The sequence below is a fragment of the Phyllobacterium zundukense genome (assembly GCF_025452195.1).
GTDB classification, from domain to species: Bacteria; Pseudomonadota; Alphaproteobacteria; order Rhizobiales; family Rhizobiaceae; genus Phyllobacterium; species Phyllobacterium zundukense_A.
The window spans coordinates 427,632-450,297 of the sequence record NZ_CP104971.1; the positions used below are offsets into that span (position 1 = coordinate 427,632).

At 55.8% G+C, this 22,666-nt stretch carries 24 protein-coding genes and 1 pseudogene; 13 read left to right on the forward strand and 12 right to left on the reverse strand.

Annotated features, from left to right (window positions below; genetic code table 11):
- Positions 1-223 precede the first annotated feature (223 nt).
- The 11 genes from N8E88_RS06635 to N8E88_RS06685 all read left to right on the forward strand — a co-directional run bounded on the left by N8E88_RS06635 (position 224) and on the right by N8E88_RS06685 (position 10,343).
- A complete protein-coding gene (locus N8E88_RS06635; RefSeq protein WP_262291200.1) occupies positions 224-955 on the forward strand; it encodes a TetR/AcrR family transcriptional regulator in 732 nt (243 codons plus the stop codon).
- A gap of 11 nt (positions 956-966) precedes the next feature.
- Positions 967-1,221, forward strand: coding sequence for a YjiS-like domain-containing protein (locus N8E88_RS06640; RefSeq protein ID WP_262291201.1), 255 nt, complete (start codon positions 967-969; stop codon positions 1,219-1,221).
- Positions 1,222-1,368: 147 nt separating this feature from the next.
- The gene (locus N8E88_RS06645; RefSeq protein ID WP_262291202.1) at positions 1,369-2,157 is read left to right on the forward strand and encodes a FadR/GntR family transcriptional regulator; all 789 of its coding nucleotides are present in this window, start codon (positions 1,369-1,371) and stop codon (positions 2,155-2,157) included.
- Positions 2,154-3,341 (forward strand): PLP-dependent transferase, encoded by a 1,188-nt coding sequence (locus N8E88_RS06650; RefSeq protein ID WP_262291203.1) that lies wholly within the window; start codon positions 2,154-2,156, stop codon positions 3,339-3,341. The genes N8E88_RS06645 and N8E88_RS06650 overlap by 4 nt, the downstream gene beginning before the upstream one ends.
- Positions 3,342-3,375: 34 nt before the next feature.
- The gene (locus N8E88_RS06655) at positions 3,376-4,647 is read left to right on the forward strand and encodes an ABC transporter substrate-binding protein (protein ID WP_262291597.1); all 1,272 of its coding nucleotides are present in this window, start codon (positions 3,376-3,378) and stop codon (positions 4,645-4,647) included.
- A gap of 199 nt (positions 4,648-4,846) precedes the next feature.
- On the forward strand, positions 4,847-5,671 hold the full coding sequence (locus tag N8E88_RS06660) for a carbohydrate ABC transporter permease (RefSeq protein ID WP_262291598.1): 825 nt from the start codon (positions 4,847-4,849) through the stop codon (positions 5,669-5,671).
- On the forward strand, positions 5,668-6,516 hold the full coding sequence (locus tag N8E88_RS06665; RefSeq protein WP_262291204.1) for a carbohydrate ABC transporter permease: 849 nt from the start codon (positions 5,668-5,670) through the stop codon (positions 6,514-6,516). The genes N8E88_RS06660 and N8E88_RS06665 overlap by 4 nt, the downstream gene beginning before the upstream one ends.
- A gap of 7 nt (positions 6,517-6,523) precedes the next feature.
- A complete protein-coding gene (locus N8E88_RS06670; RefSeq protein WP_262291205.1) occupies positions 6,524-7,591 on the forward strand; it encodes an ABC transporter ATP-binding protein in 1,068 nt (355 codons plus the stop codon).
- Positions 7,592-7,769: 178 nt separating this feature from the next.
- Positions 7,770-8,540, forward strand: coding sequence for an amino acid ABC transporter substrate-binding protein (locus N8E88_RS06675; RefSeq protein WP_262291206.1), 771 nt, complete (start codon positions 7,770-7,772; stop codon positions 8,538-8,540).
- Positions 8,541-8,619: 79 nt separating this feature from the next.
- The gene (locus N8E88_RS06680) at positions 8,620-9,300 is read left to right on the forward strand and encodes an amino acid ABC transporter permease (protein WP_262291207.1); all 681 of its coding nucleotides are present in this window, start codon (positions 8,620-8,622) and stop codon (positions 9,298-9,300) included.
- A gap of 272 nt (positions 9,301-9,572) precedes the next feature.
- Positions 9,573-10,343: an amino acid ABC transporter ATP-binding protein gene (locus N8E88_RS06685; protein WP_262291208.1), complete on the forward strand. Its 771-nt coding sequence runs from the start codon at positions 9,573-9,575 to the stop codon at positions 10,341-10,343.
- Between the two features lie 51 nt (positions 10,344-10,394).
- Here N8E88_RS06685 and N8E88_RS06690 read toward each other — a convergent pair.
- From N8E88_RS06690 to N8E88_RS06715, 6 genes and pseudogenes are all read right to left on the reverse strand, one after another.
- Positions 10,395-10,628 (reverse strand): annotated as a pseudogene (locus tag N8E88_RS06690) (HlyD family type I secretion periplasmic adaptor subunit); the annotation flags it as partial.
- Between the two features lie 109 nt (positions 10,629-10,737).
- Positions 10,738-12,243, reverse strand: a complete 1,506-nt coding sequence (locus tag N8E88_RS06695; protein ID WP_262291209.1) for a hypothetical protein — start codon at positions 12,241-12,243, stop codon at positions 10,738-10,740.
- Between the two features lie 11 nt (positions 12,244-12,254).
- Positions 12,255-12,701: a GtrA family protein gene (locus N8E88_RS06700; RefSeq protein WP_262291210.1), complete on the reverse strand. Its 447-nt coding sequence runs from the start codon at positions 12,699-12,701 to the stop codon at positions 12,255-12,257.
- Entirely contained in the window at positions 12,673-13,374 is a 702-nt protein-coding gene (locus tag N8E88_RS06705; protein WP_262291211.1) for a class I SAM-dependent methyltransferase, read from the reverse strand. Before N8E88_RS06705 ends, N8E88_RS06700 begins: the two co-directional genes overlap by 29 nt.
- Entirely contained in the window at positions 13,361-14,398 is a 1,038-nt protein-coding gene (locus tag N8E88_RS06710; protein ID WP_262291212.1) for a glycosyltransferase family 2 protein, read from the reverse strand. The genes N8E88_RS06705 and N8E88_RS06710 overlap by 14 nt, the downstream gene beginning before the upstream one ends.
- A 228-nt stretch (positions 14,399-14,626) precedes the next feature.
- Positions 14,627-14,812, reverse strand: a complete 186-nt coding sequence (locus N8E88_RS06715) for a Flp family type IVb pilin (protein ID WP_262291213.1) — start codon at positions 14,810-14,812, stop codon at positions 14,627-14,629.
- Between the two features lie 382 nt (positions 14,813-15,194).
- On the opposite strand from N8E88_RS06715, the gene N8E88_RS06720 reads away from it, so the two are divergent.
- On the forward strand, positions 15,195-15,350 hold the full coding sequence (locus tag N8E88_RS06720) for a Flp family type IVb pilin (protein WP_262291214.1): 156 nt from the start codon (positions 15,195-15,197) through the stop codon (positions 15,348-15,350).
- Between the two features lies 1 nt (position 15,351).
- Here N8E88_RS06720 and N8E88_RS06725 read toward each other — a convergent pair whose 3' ends face one another.
- The 3 genes from N8E88_RS06725 to nikR all read right to left on the reverse strand — a co-directional run bounded on the left by N8E88_RS06725 (position 15,352) and on the right by nikR (position 17,680).
- Positions 15,352-16,035 (reverse strand): class II aldolase/adducin family protein, encoded by a 684-nt coding sequence (locus N8E88_RS06725; RefSeq protein ID WP_262291215.1) that lies wholly within the window; start codon positions 16,033-16,035, stop codon positions 15,352-15,354.
- Between the two features lie 42 nt (positions 16,036-16,077).
- Positions 16,078-17,115 (reverse strand): ABC transporter substrate-binding protein, encoded by a 1,038-nt coding sequence (locus N8E88_RS06730; protein ID WP_262291216.1) that lies wholly within the window; start codon positions 17,113-17,115, stop codon positions 16,078-16,080.
- Between the two features lie 163 nt (positions 17,116-17,278).
- Positions 17,279-17,680: a nickel-responsive transcriptional regulator NikR gene (gene nikR / locus N8E88_RS06735; protein WP_262291217.1), complete on the reverse strand. Its 402-nt coding sequence runs from the start codon at positions 17,678-17,680 to the stop codon at positions 17,279-17,281.
- A gap of 148 nt (positions 17,681-17,828) precedes the next feature.
- Between nikR and N8E88_RS06740 the strand changes: the two genes are divergently transcribed.
- A complete protein-coding gene (locus N8E88_RS06740; protein WP_262291218.1) occupies positions 17,829-18,881 on the forward strand; it encodes a HoxN/HupN/NixA family nickel/cobalt transporter in 1,053 nt (350 codons plus the stop codon).
- 8 nt (positions 18,882-18,889) lie between these two features.
- Here the strand turns inward: N8E88_RS06740 and N8E88_RS06745 are convergent, their stop codons facing one another.
- From N8E88_RS06745 to N8E88_RS06755, 3 genes are all read right to left on the reverse strand, one after another.
- Positions 18,890-20,410, reverse strand: coding sequence for an ethanolamine ammonia-lyase reactivating factor EutA (locus N8E88_RS06745; protein WP_262291219.1), 1,521 nt, complete (start codon positions 20,408-20,410; stop codon positions 18,890-18,892).
- A 12-nt stretch (positions 20,411-20,422) separates the two neighbouring features.
- Positions 20,423-21,661, reverse strand: coding sequence for a cupin domain-containing protein (locus tag N8E88_RS06750; protein WP_262291220.1), 1,239 nt, complete (start codon positions 21,659-21,661; stop codon positions 20,423-20,425).
- A 158-nt stretch (positions 21,662-21,819) separates the two neighbouring features.
- The gene (locus N8E88_RS06755) at positions 21,820-22,512 is read right to left on the reverse strand and encodes a class II aldolase/adducin family protein (protein WP_262291221.1); all 693 of its coding nucleotides are present in this window, start codon (positions 22,510-22,512) and stop codon (positions 21,820-21,822) included.
- Positions 22,513-22,666: the final 154 nt, after the last annotated feature.

The window sequence follows — 22,666 nt, forward strand, 5'->3', positions numbered from 1 at the left end:
GATAAATAATGCGATCCGAAGACCGCCCGCTAACGTTGTCCCCCTGCCGGCCAGCTTCTGCTTGTTCCGAAGGGCGAGTGGATGAACGCCTGACGAACAGGTCGGCCAGCGCCTGGGTCCGTTGCCCGCTCGCTGACACGCCGTCCTTCCCCACTTTCGAACGGCTCCGGAAGCAGCTCCCCATGGAAAGGACGGGGATAGGATAACCCGGGTTCGGAGGGTGTTGGATAAGTTTGTGGGTTTTTTTGGAGTGGTCGTTCGTAAGCCGTCGCCAGATGGTTCGCCAGCCGGTACAACACCACTTTCTCATGCTGACGGAGTTAGCTTGCATTTACTAGACGACTGGTCTATTATTGACCTCATGAGCAAGACGGACACACGAGCAATTTTGATCGACGAGGGCCTGAAGGCACTTCTGTCCCACGGTTATGAAGGTGCGGGGATCGGCCCGATCCTCAAATCGGCCGGCGTGCCGAAGGGTTCGTTCTATCACTTCTTCGCAAGCAAGGAAGAGTTCGCTTCTGCGGTACTCGCCTCCTATTGTAACAACAACCAGAAGGTACGAACGCAACTTCTGCTGGAAGACAAGACAAGATCGCCGCTGCGGCGTCTGCGCGACTATTTCGAATATTATGAAAAGGAATACGGGTCGGGCGATCCAACCTGTGGTTGCCTTTTGGGCAATCTATCCCAATCCATTGCGGCACATAGCGAAGTGCTCCAGCGTGAGTTACATCGCTCGTTCACCGCTTGGCAGGGTGATTTCAGGGCCGTGTTGCGCGAAGCGCGTGATGCCGGGGAATTGCCGGAATATCTTGATCCGGATGAAACTGCCGCCTTTTTGATAGACGCCTATGAGGGCGCCTTGGTCAGGATGAAGGCAGAGGGAAGCATCAAACCCCTTCAACGATTCAGCACCATGACACTTGATGGCCTGCTGGCACAGAAATCATAGGAGCTTATATTATGGCGTATTCAGAGACGACTGGTCTACTAGAAATCAATCGCTACCGTCAAGGCCGGAGCTTTTCTGGCGGGGATGTTGGCACGCCACCTGATCTTCTAGAGCGTCTGTTGGGCCGTATTCGCAAGGTCTTTGCTTTTGGCCTACACGCCGAACCGACGGGTGATCCGCTGACAAAGCTGAGCGATCGCCTGCTTCAGGATATCGGGCTGACACGAGCCGAGGCAATTGAACTTGATAAGAGGCGGCATGCGTGACGTCCGTGCCGAATGGCGTGAGACCATTTTACGGCGATAAGGATCCCGGCAATGCGGGGAAGAAATTGCCGGACGGATCTCTGGGGTGCTGCAATCAGAGTGATTTTGGAAAAGACGCCTGGTAGCATTTGACTCGCGACTTCATCCATGCTGAATTGGCACAATGGTCCAACCAATTCAGGTGGTGCTTCGTTGATCAGTCCGATCCTTTCCCCGGTTCACACCGCATCCCGCGATGACGCGGTGTTGCACGCGCTGGTGGATTTCGTGACGGGAGAGGGCTTGAAGCCGGGAGACCGATTACCAACCGAGCGTGTGCTTGCAGAACACCTGAGAGTCAGCCGTACGACCGTGCGTGAGGCGCTGACCCGCTGGCAGGAACTCGGCCTTGTCGAGAGACGCCAGGGCAGCGGCACCTATCTGAAGGCTGCCGTTACCCGCAACATGCTGCATATGCCGCTGACGCTGCCCTCGGGCAACGATTTCAACAGTCTCATGCACACACTGGAAATTCGCCGCGGTCTCGAGGCGGAAGCCGCCGTTCTGTGTGCGGAGCGCGCTACCGATGCCGATATTGCCCTGATCGAGCAGAAGCTGATCGTCATGGAAGAGGCGTTCCATGCACGCCATGGCATGTCTGCTGATGAAGATTGGGACTTTCATCTTGCTGTGTTTCGCACCTCGGGCAATCCGCTGTTCGAACAGATCATCGCGGCAATGTACGAGATGTTCCACCGGTTCTGGGAGCATCCGCTGGGGGTGCGGGATTTTGGCCACGCCAGCTTTCCGTACCATCGGACCCTTTTCAATGCGATCGCGGCGCGCGACCCGATTGCCGCACGCGGCGAGGCATTGAAGCTGATTGCCACCGTCGAGGATGACCTCAAGCGCGGGGCGGCAAACCTGAAAAAGCAGAACAAGAAGAGCCAAGCATGAGCGACAACCCGTATTTTCACGATCAGGACATGATGGCGCAAGCTGCAACATTGCTTGCTCATGACGAGCCTTTCCCGGGAGGTTCCGTCGTCCCCCCGATCTATCAGACGTCGCTTTTCACCTTCGACAATTATGCAGCGATGGCGGATGCATTCGCGGGACGCAAGCGCCAGCCGATGTATTCACGCGGCGATAATCCGACGGTCATGGAGTTCGAGGCCAAGATTGCTGCGCTTGAAGGGGCGGAAGCCGCTCGTGCCTTTTCGAGCGGCATGGGTGCGATTAGCGCCATGGTGCTGGCCTTTGTCGGCGCGGGCGATCGCATTGTTGCGGTGCGCAATTGCTATGGCGATGCTTATCGTTTGTTCGAACGGCTTCTGCCGCATCTTGGCATCAAAGTGGACTATGTGGACGGATCCGATCCCGATGCAGTGGCTGCGGCATTGCCGGGCGCAAAAATGCTCTATCTCGAAAGCCCGAGCTCGATGATGTTCGAGCTGCAGGACATCGCACATTATGCGAAGCTCGCCAAGCAGCATGGCATTGTAACCACGATTGACAATTCCTGGGCGACGCCGCTGTTCCAGCAGCCGATTGCCCACGGCATCGATCTGGTCATGCATTCTGCTTCGAAATATCTTGGTGGGCACAGTGACACTGTTGCCGGTGTGGTGGCCGGATCGCGCGAAATGATCGAACGGATCAATGGCCGCACATATTCTTATCTCGGCGCCAAGCTATCCCCGTTCGAGGCATGGCTGCTGCTGCGCGGTCTGCGCACGCTGACCCTCCGGTTGCCGCATCACATGAAGAGCGGCCTCACCATAGCCGAACGCCTCAAGGCGCATGGCGATGTCGAGCGCGTGATGCATCCGGTCTATTCCAATCATCCGGGCAAGGCGACGCTCACGGGCTACTCCGGCCTGTTTTCCTTCGAGGTTACGGAGGACATCGACGTGCCGACCTTTGTCGATGCGCTGAAGCTGTTCCGCATCGGCGTCAGCTGGGGCGGCCACGAAAGTCTCGTCGTTCCGGCGCTTGCCTCGCTGCAGCAAACGCCGGATGCAAATTCGATCGGGCGCTTCGGTGTCAGCCCCCGGACGATCCGCCTTCACGTGGGACTCGAAAGTGTAGAGGAGCTTTGGGCGGACCTCGTGAACGCACTGACAAAAGCCAAACGCTGAACTTAAAAATGGGAGCTTTATAATGCAAAAACGAATGGGAACATTTCTGGCGGGCGCTATTGCAGCCCTGTCGATGACCGTTTCGGCGGCTTTCGCCGATACGACGATCAAGATGGTGGAGGTGATCACCAGCCCGCCGCGCACGGAACTGCTCAAGAAACAGATCGCCAGTTTCGAACAGGCTAATCCCGGTACCAAGGTCGAGCTTGTCTCGCTGCCTTGGGGGCAGGCCTTCGAAAAATTCCTGACGATGGTTCAGGCGGGCGATACGCCGGACATCGTCGAGATGCCGGAGCGCTGGATGGGTCTTTATGCGACCAATGGCCAGCTCGAAGATCTCGGGCCATACATGGCCAAGTGGAAGGATGCAGGCACGCTCGGCGACCGGGCCAAGCAGTTCGGCTCCGTGGTCGACAACAAGCAATACATGATCCCGTATGGCTACTACATCCGTGCCATGTTCTGGAACAAGAAGCTCTTCGCCGAAGCCGGCCTGAAAGAAGCGCCAAAGACGCTCGACGAGTTCATGGAAGCCAACAAGAAGATTTCGGCGATCCAGGGCAAGTATGGTTATTGCCTGCGCGGCGGTCCTGGCGGCTTTAACGGCGTGCAGATGTTCATGAACATTGCCAATGGCAAGGGCGGCTACTTCAATGCAGACGGCACCGCTACCTTGAACGAGCCAGGTGCCATCAAGGGCCTAGAGATGCTGGCCGATATCTACAAGAACGGTTATGCACCGAAGGACAGCGTCAGCTGGGGTTTCAACGAGGTCGTGACCGGCTTCTATTCCGGGACCTGCGCCATGCTCGATCAGGATCCGGATGCGCTGATTGGCATCGCCGAGAAAATGAAAGCGGAAGATTTCGGGGTCGCGCCGCTGCCGACCGGGCCGAACGGCAAGTCCTATCCGACGCTGGGCTATGCCGGCTGGGCGATGTTTGCCAATTCGAAGGTCAAGGACGATGCCTTCAAGCTAATGGGCACATTGTTGTCACCGGAGGACAATCTCGAATTCGCCAAGAATGTCGGTGTCATCCCTATCCACAACGGCGCTGACAAGGATCCATATTTTGGCGCTGACAGCTTCAAGGGCTGGTTCGAGGAAATGAATGACCCGAAGACATTCGAGTTCGTCACGCCTCCGACTTATCTCGAAAACCTCGGCAACTTCTACGACTCCGTTTCAGTCAAGAATTTCCAGGAAGTGCTGCTCGGCCAGAAGACGCCGAAGGCCGTCGCCGACGAGTGGGCTGCGTTCCTCACCGAACAGCAGCAGGCCTGGATGGCCAAGAACAAGAAATAACAAACATTGCAAGGATGCTCCGGTGCTTACGTGCCGGAGCATATTCTTTTTGCGCACGGCGTAAGAGGAGCCGACTAATGAGGGGCCGATAGACATGGTGATGCAATCGACGACGGCGGGCCTGCCGCACGACAGGGAGAAGACTGGCAAGCGCAGCTTTGCCACGGCCTTCGAACCATGGCTTTATTTGAGTCCTGCCATGGTTTTGCTCATGCTGGTGCTGGTGGTGCCGCTGATCTTCGGCATCAGCTATTCCTTCCGCAAATTTTCGGCCTTCAAATCCGAATATGTCGGCCTCGCGCAATATCAGGCCTTGCTGCACGATCCCAATCTCGGGCAGGCGCTGATGAATACCCTGTGGTGGACGGTCGCCAGCCTTTTTTTTCAGTTCTTTCTTGGTCTCGGACTTGCCCTGCTTCTCGACAGGAACTTCGCAGGCAAGAAAATCGTGCAGGCAATCGTCTTTCTCCCTTGGGCCGTGCCGTCCTTTCTTTCGGGCCTGACATGGGCATGGCTGTTCAACCCGATCGTCGGACCCTTGCCGCACTGGCTCTATGCGCTTGGTATCCAGTCTGCCCCAACCAACATTCTCTCCAATCCCGCCACCGCCATGTGGGGACCGATCATCGCCAACGTCTGGTTCGGCGTGCCATTCTTCGCGATCACGCTTCTGGCTGCATTGAAATCCATCCCGGGAGAACTGCATGAGGCAGCGGCGATCGACGGCGCCAATCCCTGGCAACGCTTCACCAAGGTGACGCTGCCATTCCTCGCGCCGACCATCGCGATCACCGTGATGCTTCGGACGATCTGGATCGCGACCTTCGCCGATCTGATCTACGTGATGACCGAGGGCGGTCCCGCCGGCGCGACCAACACAGTCGCCACCTATATCTATGTCAGCGCATTCAAGACGCTCGACAAGGGCTATGCCTCCGCCGTTGCGGTGCTGTTGCTGGCGCTCCTCATATTATATGCCATTGTTTTGATCCGCATCCGCAAGTCACTTGTGAGGGCGTCATGATCGCAGGACGCTCACGCAACGCCCGTATTCTCGGTGGCATCGGACTCTACACCGCGGTTGGTGCCTATGTCATTTTCGCACTGTTTCCACTGTTCTGGACGCTGAAGATTTCGGTGACGCCGCAGTCATTGCTCTATTCGGAGGGCATCACCTTGTGGCCTTCCATCTCGACGTGGGAGAACTACAAGACGGTGCTGCGCGCCACGGATTTCCCGCGTTATTTCATGAACAGCGTGATCGTTTCGGTGATTACGGCTGTCCTTGTCACAGTGGTCGCTTCGGCCGCCGGCTATGCCATGTCCCGTTTTTCCTTTCGGGGCAAAACCACCGTTGCGGTAACGCTGCTTCTGACCCAGACCTTTCCGTTGGTCATGGTGATCCCGCCAATCTATCGCATCATGGGTCAGCTTGGGCTTACCAACAGCCTGACGGGCCTCATCATCATCTACGTCGCCTTCAACATCGCCTTTGCGACCTTCCTGATGCAGTCATTCTTCGACGGCATTCCAAAGGATCTGGAGGAAGCGGCGATGATCGATGGCTGCAGCCGTTCACAGGCGCTGCGCAAGGTCATCATCCCGCTGACATTGCCGGGTATGGGCGCGACGCTCGGTTTCGTCTTCACTGCCGCGTGGAGTGAGCTTTTGTTCGCATTGATGCTTATCAGCAGCGACAGCCAGAAAACCTTCGCCGTCGGGCTTTTGACCTTCATCGGCAAATTTGCAGTCGACTGGGGTCAGATGATGGCGGCTTCAGTGCTGGCACTCATCCCCGCATGCCTGTTCTTCGCCTTCCTGCAACGATATCTCGTCACCGGTCTGACCGCTGGCGCAGTCAAGGGATAACAAATCGATGGCTTCCGTCACAATCTCCAATGTCCAGAAAAACTATGGCGCCATGAATGTGCTGTCGGCAGTGGATCTCTCGATCGCCGACGGCGAGTTCGTTGTTCTCGTCGGACCTTCCGGTTGTGGCAAGTCCACGCTTTTGCGGATGATCGCCGGGCTTGAGGAAATTTCGGCTGGTGAGATCAAAATTGGCGAACGTATCGTCAATGACGTGGCGCCGAAGGATCGTGATATCGCCATGGTGTTCCAGTCCTATGCGCTTTACCCGCATATGGATGTGGCGTCGAACATGGGCTTCAGCCTGCTGCTGCGCAAGACGGCAAAGGAACTCGTTATGAACCGCGTCGGCAGTGCAGCCAAGCGCCTCGGACTTGACGTATTGCTGCAGCGTCTTCCGCGTCAGCTTTCCGGCGGCCAACGTCAGCGCGTCGCCATGGGCCGTGCCATCGTACGCGATCCGAAGGTGTTCCTGTTCGACGAGCCCCTGTCAAACCTCGATGCCAAGCTCCGCGTCCATATGCGGACAGAAATAAAGGCTTTGCATCAGCAATTGAAGACTACATCGGTCTACGTCACGCACGATCAGGTGGAGGCCATGACGATGGCCGATCGCATCGTTGTCATGCATGACGGCGTCATCCAGCAGGTTGGAACGCCACTCGAACTGTATGATCATCCGGCTAACCTGTTTGTGGCAGGGTTCATCGGTTCGCCGGGTATGAACTTCCTTCCGGCCGTTGTCAGCCGTGAGGGAAAGAGGGTTGCTGCAGAACTCACCGACGGCCAGATGATTGCCTTGCGCCCTGAACTCAAGGTGGAGGATGGCGACCGGGTGACCGTTGGTATACGCCCGGAAAATATCGAGGTCGGCGGCGAGGGGCTGAAGGCAAAGATCGGTGTGATAGAGCCGCTAGGGCTCTCGACGCAGTTTTATACCAAACTCGCCGACCAGCAGGTCTGCATCTTCGCCATGGGTCGCACGGATCGTGGCCCTGGGGACGCGATTGGGCTTGGTATCAAGGCGGCAGACGTGCATCTCTTCCAGGGCGTGACCGGCTTGCGGATCGCATAGACCAATCCGGATAATTATTAGCAGCCTGGGATGGAACAGAATTCCCACATTATAGCGAAATCTGGTATTAATTTTGCCGGTCTGCGCCTGGCGGCGGCGTCGAATGCCTATACAGCGCCAGGGCAAAGTGACACTTTTCGGTCACGCCCAAAGCAAATTACAAACGGATGGAAACATAATGAACTGGTTGAAATCACTTCTCGTCGTTAGTGCCCTCGCAATCGTGCCTGCCCAGGCACAAGCCGCGTCCAATCTTGAGGAGATCAAGGCGGCGGGCGTTCTCAAGATCGGCACGGAAGGCACCTATGCGCCGTTCACCTATCATAATGCCTCGGGCAAACTCGTCGGCTTCGACGTGGAGATCGGCGAGGCGATTGCCAAGAATCTTGGCGTTAAACCCGAGTTTCTCGAGGGCAAGTGGGATGGCCTGATCGCCGGTCTCGACGCCAACCGCTATGACACGGTCATCAATCAGGTCGGCATTACCGAGGCGCGGAAGGCAAAGTATGATTTCTCCGAGCCTTATATCGCTTCAAAGGCCGTTTTGATCGTCAGGAGCGACAATGAGGAGATCAAGGGTTTTGCTGATCTCAAGGGCAAGAAGTCTGCGCAATCGCTCTCCAGCAATTTCGGCAAGATCGCCCAGGAAGCCGGTGCAGAGCTGGTTGGAACAGACGGTTTCGACCAGTCGATCCAGTTGGTCCTCAATGGCCGTGCCGACTCGACGATCAATGACAGCCTGTCGTTCCTCGATTTCAAGAAACATAAGCCTGACGCCAAGGTGAAGATTGCCGCCGAGCAGGAGAATGCGGATTATTCTGGCGTCATCATCCGCAAGGGTGAGCCGGATCTGCTCGCTGCCATCAACAAGGCACTCGAGACCATCAAGGCGGACGGCACGTATCAGAAGATTGCCGACAAGTATTTCGGACAGGACGTTTCGAAGTAACAACCGTTTACGATCCTGAATATTTGCGCTCTAAGAGGGCAGGGGGCTCGCTCCCTGCCTTTGTTTGGGGAGAACGATTTTGACACATTGGTTGTCACTGATGCTTGAATCGCTTCCGTCGCTGTTGTGGGCGGGGTTGATCTTCACCATTCCCTTGACACTTTTGTCTTTCGCCTTAGGCCTGACTGTCGGTCTTATAGCTGCGCTTGTTCGGCTCTTCGCGCCAACGCCGTTTGCGGCGATCGTCAAGTTCTACGTGTGGATCATTCGCGGCACGCCGCTGCTGGTGCAACTGTTCCTGATATTCTATGGCCTCCCGAGTGTTGGCATCGTGCTCGACGCTTTCACGGCCGCGCTCATCGGGTTCACATTGAACATCGGTGCCTATACGTCCGAAATTCTCCGTGCCGTCATATCTTCGGTTCCAAAGGGCCAGTGGGAGGCCGCTTACTCGATCGGCATGAATTGGCGCCAGGCAATGCAGCGGACTATTTTGCCACAGGCGGCCAGAGTGGCTGTTCCACCGCTATCGAACACCTTTATTTCCCTTGTCAAAGACACTTCACTTGCGGCGGCCATAACCGTGCCGGAATTGTTTCAGGCGGCGCAACGCATCGTCGCTACGACCTATGAACCGCTCATTCTCTATGTGGAGGCGGCACTGATTTATCTCGCTTTGAGTTCCATTCTGTCGTCGCTGCAAGCGCGGCTTGAAATACGCCTCAATCGCTATGGCGGCTTCCTGGAGGCAGGGTCATAGAGCCTCGGGTGACAATATTGACGCGTTCTGCCGGAGGGAATTCGTGGACAAGGTCACGGGGTTTGGCGAGACCGATGTCTTTCCACCGGACGATGTCGAAGCCCGAAGGATTTGGCCTGAATTCACCCGGCCCTTCGGGTTTCCGGCTGGCGGCCAACCACTTTGTCAGGTAGCTTCATCCGATGGATGAACATCGGCCTCGCCACCTTTCGCGTGGATTGTCTCGCCATCCGTGAAACAGAACTGCGCCAATATTATCAACCGAGGCTCTAATGGTCGAACTAGAAAATATCGAGAAGCGGTTTGGCGACCACACAGTGCTTGATAATGTTTCCCTGAGCGTGGCCGAAGGCTCGGTCATGGCGCTTGTCGGCCCTTCCGGCGGTGGCAAGAGCACGCTTCTGCGCTGCATAAACCTTCTGGAGATACCGACATCTGGATCGGTTGAAATCGCTGGCGACCGGCTGGAGTTTCGGCCCGGTGTCCGAATGGGTATCAAGCAGATTCAACTGCTGCGCCGTCATACCGGCATGGTATTTCAGAACTTCCAGCTGTTTCCGCATCGTACGGTTATCGAAAACGTTACGGAAGGGCTGACGACAGTCCTCAAATGGCCAAAAGACAGAGCGAGGGAACGTGCAATGACACTTCTTGAGAAGGTTGGGCTTGCGCACAAGGCAGAGGTCTGGCCATCCACGCTCTCCGGCGGACAGCAACAACGCGTGGCAATCGCCCGGGCGTTGGCCCCTTCTCCCAAAGTTCTTCTATGCGATGAGCCGACGTCAGCACTCGATCCTGAGCTTTCCGGCGAGGTGGTCGATGTGCTTGCCCAACTTGCGCGTGAAGGTACGACGATGGTCATGGCGACGCACGATCTTCGACTGGCGTCCAGGATTGCCAATGAGGTGATCGTGCTGGATGCGGGAGTGGTCGTTGAAACGGGTTCCTCGCGGGATATCTTCACCAACCCGAAACGGGAGCGCACCAAGCGCTTCATCGCTACCCTGACACATGAAGGCCATACCCACGGCGAGGGCATTTAACAGCCATATACATTAGGGTCCTAACGCTAGTGTGCGTCAACGCCTCGTTGGTCAACCCTCACGGAAGGCACGCTTTGCCTGATCTATTATTGGCTTGATGAAATAGGATGCGACGCTCCTGTCGCCAGTCTTGATGAAGGTTTCGACGGGCATCCCCGGTACAAGTTTGATTGCGCCAAGCCGTGCGACCTCGTCGGGTGTGATCGCTACGCGTACGGTGTAGTGGCTGAGGCCAGTGCGGGTATCGGTTGTAACATCTGCGGAGATTTGTTGCACGGTGCCGTTGGGATGAACGTTTTCAAAAAACAACGGGAGAATATTATACCACTGGTGGTAGTGGCCAGATGTTCCTTAGTCTAGGGAATATTCACGTTTCGCGTGCATCGCGCGAAGCTCATCGTTCTCGAACAAAGATAATAGCATTCTCATCAGAATACGCACGTCGCCAACCGATTAGTTCGTCGAGGAAAGGGATGCGACTATCGTCAGTTGTCAACAAAGCCCAGCCGATTGCATAGGTCTTCATCTGTTCTTCCAGAACCGGCCTACCACCGCTGTTGCCCGCGGACATGGTTTTCTTCATGAAGCCATTCAGAAAGAGCTGGTCGGTTCGGCCATCGATGAACGTTTTGATTCCATGAAAAATCAGCGTGCCGCCAAAATTGTAGGAATTGAAGACGTTCCCGGACAGATTGTGCTGCTGCGCAAATGCGAGGGCACCTTTCGCAGATGTCTTCGGGCTTGGCTCTACCCCTGAAACCGAGGAGAAAATTGCAGCCGCACACACGATCAATACACTGATAGCCGCTGAAATCGAGTGAAAGTGACCGGCAAGGAACTGCTCCAGGCGGTCAAGGTGTCCTCTGGCCCATTTCCGGGCTGAGACCGAAGAGAACTGTTCGCCGATTTCCGCTGCGAGAACGAGCGGGATCAGTAGCACAAACAGATAAGCAAAGCGCTGATGCGTGAGGAGGAGATGCAAATTGAACAGGAGGAACAGCGCCTTCGCCCATCCAATTTGGAGTCTTGATACGAGTAATCCAAAAACGGAGGCAAGCAGGAAGCCTTCCATAAGGTAAGAATCCGAGGCGTTGAAGGGCTGCCATTCGTCGATATAAGCCACCGCCTCGTTGCCGTATGCAACCGTCAAGGTCGCGAGGATGGCCTTGAAACCGTAAGGATTGAGCAACGTCACGAGAGGGCAAAGCATTCCAAAGGCAACCCATCTGCCAAGGAGACCCGGCTTCGCCAGATGCGTCCGCGCCAGAAAATCAAGACCCGCGAAGGCCGCAATAATGAATCCGAACGTAAATGTAGCGTGAAGATTCGCCCAAAGGCATACGAGCGGTAGCAACCATAGCGGTGGTGCTTGCTCCCTGCGCGCAGCACGGAAAAGCTCTGCGGTCCAGATGATGATGATGGGAAACGTGAAGACGAGCGGACGCGCGGTCAGGATGGGATCGATGAGAAACGACAGGACGAACGTCAGGCCGAACGCTATCGTCGGTTTCAGCGAGGCGCTGAGATACCACGCTAGCAGGAAGACCGTTAGCGTGATCATGGCAATGGTCAATAGTGTGACCCCATTCCAGCCATTCAGCGAATAGGCAAGCGCAAACAATATCTGTCCAAGCCATTCCTTTGCTATCCAGGGACTGCCTGCAAACGTATAGGAATAGGTGTCGACAGTAGGAAACGTGCCGCTTGACAGCATGTCCAAACCGACCCGGACGTGCCACCAATTATCAGGATCCTGTAAAAGCCCGCCCGCGGCGCAAATCAGCGCTGCCGCTTTGAAAATTGCGACAGCCAAACAGAACAGCAGTCTGACGCGCTGGTCGTCTGCGATCGAGAAGCCTGAAGCGGCTGGCGCTGGCGTGCTGTAGGTATCGTCAACCATTCTATCAGGGCTCACTTCGTCGGTTGATTTGCATGCCGATTCTTAATCGAAACTGGTGTGTTTTCTGCAAACACGAAATAGACCGATCCCAGGTAGAAAAGGATTGTATAGGCACAAATGCCCAGTAGATGGATCATCGGTCCATCCATCAGTCCCGTTGAACGCGCCGCGAGGACAATTCCAAGATTGACCGCATAAGCCACCAGAAACGTTCCGACATACCTTGCGACGACGTTTGACGGCACATCTTTTGTTGCGCCGAACGTCCACTGGCGGTTGAGGACGAAGCTCAAGGCAAGACCTGCTGTATAGCCGATCAGGTTTGAAAGGATGTCGCCAGTTCCAAGCCAAAGGACGAACAGAATTACGGTATACCCGAACGCTGTATTCAGAACGCCGACGGACGCGAAACGCACGATTTGCAAATAGTCAAATGGACGATTTGACCGCGTGGACATAATACTGCGCTCCGATCGGGATTTTGGCGAGATGACGCTCGAGCGACCGCAGCCTCGCCAATAAACGCGGAAAAAAGATGCGATAAACGATACGGGATCTGGACAGGCCAGCGTCAGCAATCTCGGCGCGTATATTCTTGGCCTTGATAAGAACTGCGTTTTCATCGAACGGACAATTGCGCACTGCATGCAAGGTGAGCGGGTTCCACGGATTGTGCTCGAACAGAAAAAAGTGTCCGCCCCTTGTCAGAACCCTGCTGATCTCCCGAAGGAGACCCGCGTGGAGACCGCCGGGGATATGGTGAAAGACGCAGGCAACAAATACGAGGTCGAACTGCCCGTTGTCATAGGGGATCGTTCTACCATCGAAATGCTGGAAGTGTGCTTGCCCGGGAAACCGCTTCTCGGCGATATCCAGGGATTGCGAGGAAGGATCGAGCAAGACGATTTCGCTCTCAGGAAACGCAGCCCTGAGATAGCTGAGCGAATTGCCCACACCGCCACCGAAATCGAGTATGCGTCGCGGCTTCACGCCCGCAGATGCGAGTACGGCAGCAACATCGTCAATCTTGTACTTGGCAAAGAAATCCGGTGTTTCACCGCTCAGACGTATGCTGTTCGCATGTTGCCGGTGGTATTCGGACGCGAACTGGTCAAACTCAGCCTCGAGCATGGACGACCTCCTTCACCCGTTCCTGCAGCCGGTGAATGGGTAAATCCTGGCGCGCGCTAATTGCGTCGTAGGAGACGATCTCATTGACAAGGTAAAGCGGACGCCGCTTCGTCTCCATGTACATCCGACCGAGATACTCACCAAAGATCCCAAGTACCAGGAGCTGGACGCTGCCAAGTATGAGGACGATGGCTGCCAGGCTGGTCCAGCCAGGCAAAACGTTCCCGGCAATCCAGGAACAGAAAGTGTAGCCGAGGGCGAAAAGTCCAAAAACCCCGAAGATCAAACCAAGGTGAGACGCGAAGCGAAGCGGAGCGATGGAGAAGCTCGTCATAGCGTCCATCGCCAGCAAGAGCATTTTCTTGAACGGGTAGTGCGTGGTGCCCGCAAAGCGCCGCGACCTTTCGTAGGGGAGCGCGACTTGCCTCAAGCCAATCCAGCTGACCATTCCGCGAATAAAGCGGTAGCGTTCCGGCATTGAATTCAGATGGTCGAGGGTTCGGCGGCTCATAAGGCGAAAATCGCCAGTGTCGGGAGCAATATCCACGTCGACCATCTTGCGCAGCAACCGATAGAACATGGCTGCCGAGGCCAGTTTGAACCAGCTCTCTCCGTCGCGTTTCAATCGCTGGCCATAGACGACATCATAGCCCTCATCCATCTTCGCCATCATTTGGCCGACGAGTTCCGGGGGGTCCTGCAGATCGGCATCGAGAATGAGAATTCTTTGTCCACGGCAAATATCCAGGCCTGCGCTGAGCGCAATTTGATGGCCATAATTGCGGGCAAGATCGACGGCGACGAGGTGAGGGTCTCTTGCTGCCAAATCGAAGATCGCATGGCGGGTGCCGTCTGTGGCACCATCGATGACGAGGACAATCTCGTAGGATTGGCCAACCTGTTGCTGACACGCCGCGGTTACGCGTCGATAAAGCTCGTCGACACTATCCACCTCATTGTAGCAAGGGATAACGGCAGACAGCGCGATACTTTCGTGGATTTGGTTTTGTTTCGTGTTTGGCAACGCTCGCACCCCAAGTTTCTGATTATTCGCCCGATCTTACGGCACGGTGGGAATGTTATTGAGTACTGCCGATCGCGGCGCAGACGTCGGGTGATCCAAGGGTACGCAGAGGCGATATCGCCTGAGTTTGGCTGCAGCACTAAGCTCTGTCGCCAGCAAAAGCCAAATTCGATACCAGATTCTAGAATGAGTTGGGGCTGCCGGTTAAGACAGCCCCAGAATGCATTATTACTCAGCAGCCGGAGCAGCGCCGTCCATCTTCACGCCAAGCTTGTTGAACGTGGAGTTGATGCTGCCACCAAGCGAAGTTGCACCGGCAATAATGCCGACGGAGATAAGGGCGGCAATCAGGCCATATTCGATGGCAGTTGCGCCGGATTCGTCTTTAAGGAAACGTGCGAAGAGAGTGTTCATTTGATTGCCTATCCTGTTGTTGTGCATGGTTTCGTTGAACCGTCATCAACATAGATTTTCAGCAATTTCAGTTTCCCTAATTTAGATGGTTACTGAAAAGTGACTGAATTTGTTGCTTAAATTAGCTTTACACAAGTTGATTAAATTCGGTTAAATTATTAGGTACTTGTACTTGCACCTATATTTGACTGTTGGCCGCTCGGTAATACCCGCAGAGTTTGAAATCGCATCTGATCGGGTCGATATATCGTTATTGATGCAAGGTTTAGTTAAATTAACCCATTTATCGAAAGTAAAAATTAACCAATAACAACAGTCTCTTTTGCTAATTTACCCAATGAGGAGGACGATTCAGCCAGACTTAGGACAGGAGAGGCGAACAATGACAAAGCTCTTCGCGCGCTTCCTCAAGGATGAAACCGGCGCAAGCGCCGTTGAATACGCACTGATTGTTGCTCTGATAGCGGTTGCCATCATCGGCGCTAGCAGCAAGCTTGGTACGAACATCAAAGATATGTTCGAGAAGCCCGGCCCGTAGATTAGGCAGAGCGTAATTTGCCTGCGTGATAGTCCCAGACCTTTTGCAACAGGTTGGGCTTCCAGAGATTGCCTGCGATCGTGGCAATCTGCTCCGGCGTCAGAATGGTTGGTGCGCCGAGACTTTTGGCGAGATACTGCCTTTGTGCATTTTCCTCGAGATACACTGCAAGGACGAATGCTTCGAGAATGCTGGTAGCAGCAATCACTGATCCATGCGATTTCAACATTACGATGCGATGTGGGCCCAGCGTTGTGGCAAGCGCTTCACCGAGTTTCTTGGTGTTGATCGATGCGATCTCGCCAAACTGTTTGATCTCGCCGATCACAGCTGCCTGCATGATCACCGGTTCAACGGAATTGCCCGTCATGCTGAAGAGCGTTGACCACAGCGGGTGTGCGTGGATGACCGAACCCACGTCCGCGCGGCGACGGTATATTTCCGAGTGTATATGAAACTCCATAGGCGGGACTGCGCCGCCATCGACCGGCTTGCCGTCGAAATCGGTCATGACGATATCGTCGATAGTGAGGGCCGAGCGGACCGATGCACCGGAATTGATCAGCATTCGATCTTCGCCAGGAACACGCCAACTGGCATGGCCGTTGAAATCGATGATTGCCGCGCGTTCGAGCATAAGGATCGCATCGACCAGCATGCGCTTCTGTTGGGTGTAGCTATCCATATCCTGCCAGTTCCATACCAGATTGCGTCTGAGCTACCCGCACTATTTTTTTGCTTGATACGGACCCAGTTCCTTGACGGCTGCGTCGGCGAACGACGCGTCGAGGATTTGGGCGACAGTTGCGCTTGCCGGTACGAGACCTTCGCTCTGGAAGTATTTGAGATCGTTTTCAAGGCTGGCGGTGTTGAGCTTGCCGTCTGGATCAATGCCTTGCGGGACAATGGCGCGATAGACGGAAGCATCCTTGATCGGCGTATATTCGGTCAGTATCGAGATCACTTCGTCCGCGGCCGGGCCGGCCAGCTTGCCGTTGGCAAGCGCATCATTGTAGTCGCGAAGCGCACGGATATAGGCGCGCATGAATGCTTTTGCGGCATCGGACTGTTCCCCGATGAACTCTGCCGAGTAAAGAACGACCGCGAGCTGGTGATTGGGGTAAATCTCGTCATCGCCCATGATACGAACGGCGACACCACGGCGCACAGCTTCTGTTGCGGAAGGTTCTGTTGTGAGAGCGGCATCTACAGCCTTGTTCTCCAGCGCTATGATGTGCTGCGGAAATGAGAGGAATACACGCTCGACATCGCTGGGTTTAAGCCCGGCCTTCTTCAACGCCTCATTCATGGTCGATGTCGATGCGCTGCCAGTGGCACTGCCCGCGACCTTCATGCCCTTGAGATCGGCGAGAGACTTGTACTTGCCGCTCTCCACAAGATCCTTGCGGACGAGAAGTGGCTGATAGCCGTAACCCGGAGGCGTCGAACCCTTATCGGCCACCACCTTGATTCCGATCCCTCGTGCCACGGCATTATACAATCCTGCCGATACCGAGCCGCCGGCAACGTCGAGTTGGCCAGCTCCCAGCGGAGCAACCATCTTCGCCCCGGAATCGAAGGGTACGAATTCCACCTCGATACCTTCCTCGCGGAAGTAACCCTTCTTGTCGGCGATGAAGAAAGCGATATCGCTGCTGGCGCTGACGATACCGATTTTCACCTTGGTGAGTTCCGCCGCTATCGCACTTGCCGCATTCAACGAGAAGCAGGCAATGAGCGCTGCTCCCAGCAAAAGTTTCTTCATGATGCCACTCCCGACGCTGCCTTGTTGTTCTTCTATAAAGAACAACGTTCTTCTTAAGAGGAGCTTAGCATCGCGAAGGATGATGTCAACCTGACGCGCGTGCGTGCACTTAACAACCCGGCGGAAAGCGCTGACTGGTCGCTCCAAGGCAAGCTGTTTTTGGTTATCCTGCCGGCACCACGTGCAGATGTCCGTACCTCACTGCACGCTCTGAAATGACGTGTTCGGCGAAATGCTGAACCTCGTCCGGCGGTCCTTTGAGGACACCGATTTCGAGGCAGTTGTCATGATCGAGATGGACATGCATGCTCGATACCGCAAGAGAATGATGATCATGGAAGGTATTGGTCAACCGGCGGGCAAGATCGCGTGCCCCATGGTCGAAGACATAACTTAGAACACCGATCACCTGCGTCGCCGCACCTGTTTCAATTGATGTCAGCTTCATCCCGGCCCTGGCAAGATCGCGGATAGCCTCGGAGCGGTTTTGATAGCCCTTTGCGGCGATCACCCTGTCGAGTTCCTCCATCAGTTCGTCATCGAGGGTAATCGTTATTCTTTGCATCTTCGGCTCCAAGTTTTTTTAAACGGGCGAGTAAGATTTTTTCGCGTAGACATCATACTTTGCGATTTTCTATGGTTGCTTCCGACACGACGGCCCGCTGCGCATGTTTACCAGCACACGCGATACCTGGCCAGCAGAGGAGGCTTATGTGATCCCCAATCCTTTCGACGATCAGCCGGCGCAACTGAAGGCCAAGGTCATCGTGACCTATGTGGTCCTGATTGCGGCCAATGTCGGCGCCTGGGCATGGGCGTGGATTGCCTTTTCAGATCGCCCTTCATTGCTGGGGACTGCTCTTCTCGCTTACATGTTCGGTCTGCGCCATGCTTTCGACGCCGATCATATAGCCGCGATCGATAATGTCGTCCGCAAGTTGATGCAGGAGGGCAAGACGCCCTATTCCGTCGGTTTCTTTTTTTCCCTTGGGCACTCCAGCATCGTCGTCATCGCTTCCCTGATCATCGCCGCGACGGCCGCTGCGATGCAGAGCAATCTTGAATCGTTCCATGATGTCGGTGGTGTCATCGGCACATCCGTGTCGGCCATTTTCCTCCTCATTATCGGCCTGGCCAATCTTTTTATCCTGCGGGGTATCTGGTCAGCTTTCAGCCGCGCGCGTCGCGGCGAGAAAATTGTCGACGAGGACCTCGACGCACTGCTGTCAGGACGAGGACTTATCGCTCGCATCTTCCGGCCGATTTTCCGCGTGGTTTCGCGGTCCTGGCATATGTATCCGATCGGCTTCCTGTTCGGATTGGGATTCGACACCGCAACGGAAATCGGCCTGCTCGGAATTTCGGCAGCGCAAGCGACGCAGGGGATGTCATTCTGGACGATCCTCGTGTTTCCTGCGCTCTTCACAGCGGGCATGTCGCTCATGGACACGACAGACAGCGTGCTGATGACTGGTGCCTATGGTTGGGCGTCGATCAATCCCATGCGCAAGCTTTGGTACAATCTGACAATCACCGGAGCGTCCGTCATCGTCGCTGTCTTTATCGGCGGGGTGGAAGCGCTTGGTCTGATCAGCGACAAGCTCGGACTTCAGGGATCGTTCTGGCAGTTCGTTGGAGGGCTGAACGATAATTTGGCTAACTTCGGTTATGCAGTGGTCGGAATATTCGTCCTGAGCTGGATCGTTTCCGTTATCGTCTATCGCGCCAAAGGCTATGACAATCTGCACGCCGAAGTATCGGCGTGAACCTTTTCTCACGCCTGTTCGACTGGTTCGAGACCCTTCTGGCCAAGACCCATATTGGGAAATACCAGTGACTTTATGACGACGGGCACGGCGCCGGAGGTTTCAAGCATAGCGCCGATATCGATGAAATCGAACTCGTCGAGCTTGATGCCGTCGATCGAGATGATCGAATTGACGCCTTCCGCACTGACGAAATGCATCCCGACCAGTCCCCCGACATCGCTGTCGCCAACGAGGATCAGGGGGTGACCTTTGGCAAGGATCCGCGACAAGCCCTCTCGTATCCCCAGACAGAAATCATCGAGGCGCCGGTAGCTCGCCGATCCCTGCCATTCATAGCAAATGGCCACGGGGCTGTCGCCACGGGTCAAATCGAGCCGTGCCAGTGCTTCCTTGATCATGGCGCCAATACGCTCGGCGTCGATATCATCATCGAATGCGAATGCGGGCTTTATGACGGGAACATTGCGAACGGGCAGGGCATCGAGAGGCCTGACGAAGATCGTACTGCCGCTTACCTGTACAGTATACTGTGAAGCGCCGACGACGGTCGCCCGGATACCCTGTTCGGGACGTTCGAGCCGCGGCCTCCAGTCGTCGAGCCGCTTGCGCAATTGCCGGGCCAACAAGGGGCCGAGATCGCTGAACTCTGCGTTTGTGTCGGTGTAGAGAAATTCCGCAACGCCGCCGGAAATCGTGACAATGTCCGGTGGCGGTCCCTCGGGCAGGGCAGGCAGGCGATGGAGACCAGCGGTTTCGCTGCGCATTGCGCCACCTTTCATAGCCTCGAACAGGTGGTCGACCATGGACGCGGCAAGTTTTTCGGCATCACCGGGGGTGATAACCACGCCGAGTACCAACGGCACGCCCGCTCGTTTCGCAAAATATTTGCCGGCTTCTTCCAACCGCGTGACCCGCCGGTCGGAATCGAATGCGACGACGCGCGCGCCGATATCGATGGCGCTGATATGGCGAATGGCGCCGTTTTCGCACAGTGCGAGTTTTGACGTGCCTCCACCGATATCGACGTTGAGCACGCGCTGGCGTGTGCGGCCGGAAAGAGCGACCGCGCCAGACCCGAACGCAGCCAGAGTGGTTTCCAGGCCGTCTCCTGCACTGACGACCACAAATTTGCCGGTCTGCGCCGAAAAGATCTCGCCGATGGCGCGCGCATTGCTGCGCCTGACCGCAACGCCGGTGAGGATGAGCGCGCCCGTGTCGATATCCTCGGGCTTCAGGCCGGCGGCTTCATATTGGGCTTCGAAAAACGATGCCAGGGCCTCGGCGTCGATAGCATCATCGCTGCGGTAGGGCGTGAGCAAAACATCGGATTGATGCAGCAGCGTTCGCTCTACAACCATGTAGCGTGTGTCGAGCCGCTCCAGCACGATGCGTGAGAAGGCGAGGTGAGACGTCGATGATCCAATGTCGATACCGACACTGGTCAACTGTATCTCATCCTCGAGTTCCATACTGCGGCCGATATTGGAGAAGAATATCCGGCCGCCTTCCTCTGGTTCCTCTGACATTGAATTAGCTGGTCAGACGACGGTGGACATTTTTTTCGTCGTGTCATCCGGCTTGACGTACCACTCCGGCTTCATGCGGATTTCGACGCCATTGCGGTTCAGCTTCTCCTCGTATTCCTCGCGGATATAGGGGTCTTCCATCCAGTAGGGGATAGCCGTCCCGCCTTCATTGACGTCGATGGCGGTATAGTCGGTGTGCTTTTCACCAGGAGCGCCGGGATCGCGGCCAGGATTATGCGGGCCAAACCAGGCCATCAGGCGGAAAGGTTCCTTGGATACGCTGAAGTGCTGATGATACCAGCGCGCACCGCCCGGGGCGGCAGAAACCATCCCGAAGGGGCCGTAGTCGAGGCGCTTGATCTTGTCGGCATGGCCATCCTTCCACGGATTGACGCCGTATTCCTCGGGCCAGGTATAGGTGTAGCCTTCGCCTTTCAGGCAGATCAGAATGGCGGCCGATGTATGCGCGTGGGCTTTGGAATAGCGGCCATTCTCGTGCTGGCCAATCCAGTAGTAGAAGGTATTATTGGTCATGAACGGCTCAACGCGGCGGTAACCCGGCGAGCGTCTGTTGTCGAGCGGCAGTTCGCAATTGACGGCGTCGGGCATGAAGTTGGTCCGGCGCATGGCGAGGCCCCGAACGGGATCCGGCTCGATTTCCTCGCGATACTTGTAAAAGTCATCGGCTCCTGAAAAGCGATCGCGGAAGACATATGGGTTGTTGAAGACCGCATCGGCATTCTGGATCTGGTTGAGAACATTCGGCGCGGTCGTGCCGCCAAGCAGAAGTGCCGGACTGTTGGTTGCGTTGACGATCCGGTGCATGGCGTTCATCGGTATCGAGAACATCGACCCTTCCTGCCATTCGAAGACGTGCTTGCGACCCTCGCCCTCGAGCCACACCTCGGTGGAGCCGCGTCCTTCGACGACGATGTAAATTTCCTCATACATATGCTTTTCGGGATGTAGCGCGCCCGCCGCTGGCACCTCTACCAGATGGCAACCCCATTTGGTTTCTGTCCCGAGCAGCTGGATATAGGTGCCGCGCCCGCCGGTGCGCTTCCACGGTTTCAGGGGAAGGTTCTTGACACTCGATACGCCAAGGTCGCGAAAGACAGGGATGGCTTCTTCCACCATGAACTGGTCATAGGGGGTTGGCTGCTTCTTGAACTCACCGAAGCCGGCTTTCTTCGTGCCAGCGGGTTCGTGCCAGTGAGTTCCGGTGCCGCCGCCTAATGGATCCTGGTGCATTGATTCCTCCTGTCGATGCATTCCGCCGCGACCTGAAAGCGCTTGCGGGACGTAATACTTTGTGTATGAGCCTACCAGCCGTTCGCAGCGGCGGTAGCCTGATTTCGGAAAGACCATCTTTCCGGTTTTGTCCGGGCCGTTAGTTCCGCCGGCTTTTTCTACTTCTGTTCGCTCCAGCTCTCGGGGAACAATCCCTCACGCAACGCGCCGCGAACGTAGTAGCTCCAGAGCTTGCGAATGTGATGATCGCGGCGAAAACTGTGTGCAAATGAATCAAGCTCGGCCTCCGTCAACGGCTTCACTTTGCCGATGGCGGCAGCGCGGTAGGCCGCTTCCGCGTTCTCCACGAGATGGAGCGAATCGATGAATGCCGCGCGCACCGTTTCTGCGGTCACGATCTGGCCATGGGCACGTATCTGCATCGCATGGTGGGCGCCGAGCGTGGCGGCGACACTGCGGCCCTGTTCACTATTGCTGACGTGGGCCGGGTCTGCGTGAACGGGAATGCCGCTCCGCCAGCGTATTGCGTGATTCTTGAAGGGCAGGAGCTGCATATCTTCGACAAGCGTGAAGACATTGGTTGCATCATTGTGGAAATGCGCGATCGATTTCACATCCGGTCGTGCACGATAAATCTCACAATGGAGGAAAACTTCTGAAGGAGGTTTGACGCCTTTCGGACCCGCTACAACCTTGCCGTCCATATCGCAGACCAGAAGATCTTCGGGTGATACTTCGGCGCGGCTTTTCTCCTGGGGCTGCACAAGCAAGGTCTCGTTTCCGGGCAGGAGGGCGCTGACATGGCCGCTGTATTCAAGTATTTTCAGGCTGTTCAGGAGCCGCGTGGCCATTGCGATTTCCGCTCGCAAGGATGTTTCCGATGGAAGCGCCGTCCCGGCCTTCCGGGGGTCCTCATCTGTCGTCCGCGCCTGAGTATCCATCATTCCTCCCGTCATTGTGCTAATAAAAATCCCACATTATACGAATTTTGTGCGCCCGCAACAT